Annotated in this window: 2 protein-coding genes; both read left to right on the plus strand. The window is 39.0% G+C overall.

The window, feature by feature from the left end; all coding sequences use genetic code 11:
* A partial coding sequence (locus EDM53_RS02100; RefSeq protein WP_130121957.1) for a DUF4158 domain-containing protein occupies window positions 1–555 on the plus strand: 555 nt, incomplete at its 5' end.
* Window positions 556–558: 3 nt separating this feature from the next.
* A complete protein-coding gene (locus tag EDM53_RS02105) occupies window positions 559–2,811 on the plus strand; it encodes a Tn3 family transposase (protein WP_130121959.1) in 2,253 nt (750 codons plus the stop codon).
* Window positions 2,812–2,843: the final 32 nt, after the last annotated feature.

The following is a 2,843-nucleotide window of genomic DNA, read 5'->3' on the forward strand; positions in this document are numbered from 1 at the left end:
GATATTCAGTTTGTTGAGAAGATAGTAGGTGTTGGTGTCGAAGATGTTGCTAGACGGTACGTAGATAGAACTCGCCAAAAACACAGGCTGTTGATTCTTGAAATTTGTGGTTATGTAGAATTTAGAAGTGCTGAAGAATTGTGCGCAAGAAGGGTAGAAGCTTTAGTTGGGCAGCAAATGCACCCCCGCAAATTATTCTACATGTTGGTTGAGGAATTGCGGAACAAACGTATTGAAATACCAAGATATGAAATGATAATCAAGATCATCACAGAGAAGTTTGGTATTTTTGAGGAGTCGATTTTACGAGTGATAGGTGAGATAATGACACCGACGCAGTGCGAAGCACTAGAGCAGCTTGTTAGTACAACAGGAGAGTACTACCAGCGTCCGCTTTTGACAAGACTCAAGACAATTAATCAATCATTGAGACCAGTGCAAATTAAGCGTGGGATGCACAGTTTTCTAATAATCAAGGGATTATTTGAGGAATTGCAGTCAGTGATAGAAATGCTAGATTTATCAGAGGATGCGACAAAATATTATGCTGGGTGAGTAGTGGAGGCGAAGATAACGCAGATTGTAGACATTGTAGAGCCAAACAAGAGGTATTTGTATCTGATAGCATTTATTGACCATTATTATAAGATTTGGCAAGATGCACTTGTAGATATGTTACTGAGAAGTGTACAGCAGCAGTTAAATAAAGCTGATAAGAAGTTGGAGGATGCAGTAAAGGAGAAGCTACCGGATAGAAATAAGCTGACTCAGTCTATTTTGGTGGGTTTTGACAACACTAAATCAACAGTTGATTCAGTAAGGAAGATACTGCACGACGAAGCCTTCACTAATGATCAAAAGGTCGAGATGCTGAGGAGATTGATACCTCTAGAGAACGGGGATATGAGCTTAGAACAAGCGGTACTAGATGCGAAGGCACTGGAAGAGCAGCTTAATAACGAGAAGGTACAAAGTGATAGATTGGATATTTTATGTACTTTGTCCAGAAAACTGCAGAATCGTGTAGCAGATATCATCAAACACTTGCGATTTGAAGTTTGTAAGGATGATAATGCACTCTACAGAGCTTTGAGATACTACCAGTCAGAGAAGCACATTACGTCCACAGCTACTAATGAATTTTTAGAAGAGCATGAGTACAAGGCGGTGTATAGAAGAGGTGAATTTAATGTTTCGCTATATAAAGCTATTCTTTTTTGTAAGGTATCGAGCGCAATCAAAGCGGGCTACATTAGCCTCGAGCATTCTTATCGGTACCTGTCAATAGATGAATATCTAATTGATGAAAGTGAGTGGAGAAGTAACAAAGATGGTATTGTGTCGCATCTTGGTTTACCTATGGATGTATGTGATGTGTTGGGGAGACTTCGGAGCTCTTTAGAGATGCAATATATAGAAGTTAATCGAAGGATTCACAACAAAAAGAATGGTTATGTCACAGTAAGAAAGGACGGTACATACTTTGTGCATACGCCAGCAGTAGAGAAGCCGGATTACGAAGCTATATCTGTAATTATAGGTAAGGAGAAGTATGTACCGATTTTGCAAATGATGTCAGAAGTGAATGATATGTGTAGGTTTACTGACAATTTTAGGCACCATAAGATCAAAGGAGGGAAAGCCAAACCTAATGATGAGATGTTTTTAGGAGGGATATTCGCTCTGGGGAGCAACATAGGATTACATAAGCTTGCGAGCAGTGCAATAGGTATGAACTATAACACGTTATTGAATACGGTTAATTGGTATTTTTCGATAGAGAACTTGCATATGGTGAACCAAAGTTTAATAGAAATAATGACAAGATTATGGTTACCGAGCAGATTTAAACGAGAAAAGGAGCTATTGCATACGTCAAGCGATGGTCAGAAGCAGTGTGTGTCAGTAGAATCATTAAATGCTAATTACTCATATAAGTATCATGGTAACAGCAGAGGTGTAAGTGTTTACCGATTTATTGATGAACGTGGGTTATTGTTTTATAATGAAGTATTTAGCAGCTCAGAAAGAGATGCGGCGTATGTTATTGATGGTTTATTGCATAATGAGATAATTAAGAGTGACATGCACTCGACGGACACGCACGGATATACGGAGATGGTGTTTGCGGTATCACACTTAATTGGGGTAACATTTGCGCCACGTATAAGGGATATAGGTGTGGTCAATTTAGTAAGTTTTAAGAAGAATAGTGGTGACAGTGACCCTATTAAGGCTGTATATTACGTGAAGGAAGAGAAGATAAGAAGGAACTGGGATAACATATTACGACTGATTGCAACCATTATGGTGAGAAAACACAAGGCATCTGTGATATTGAAGAGATTAAGTTCGTATCCGAACCAACACCCTTTACAGGAAGCTTTAAAAGAGTTTGGTAGGATTATTAAGTCTATGTTTGTGTTGAAGTACGTTGATGATGTTGAGTGGCGTCAGAGGATTGAGAAGCAGCTAAACAAAGGAGAGCTAGCTAACAGATTTGCTGCAGCTGTATCATTTATGGGCGAGGAGATAAAAGAAGGGTATAGAGAGGAACAGGAGGTGTCAGGGATGTGCAAAACGCTTATTCAGAATATCATCATACTGTGGAACTATATAGAGCTCACTAAGATAATTATGCGTTCAGATAGAGATGGGAGGGAAGAGTTGTTGTCAAATATTACGAATGGATCGATATTAAGCTGGAGGCACGTAAATTTGCATGGGACGTATGATTTTAGCAATTTAGGAGGGACAAACAACGAAAAAGATTACTCGTTTAGCGAGGTTGTTAATTTTAAGGTGGCATGATGCTTATTATACGAACAGTTTATCGACGCAAT

The sequence above is a fragment of the Rickettsiales endosymbiont of Peranema trichophorum genome, assembly GCF_004210275.1.
Classification (GTDB): domain Bacteria; phylum Pseudomonadota; class Alphaproteobacteria; order Rickettsiales; family Midichloriaceae; genus RICK02.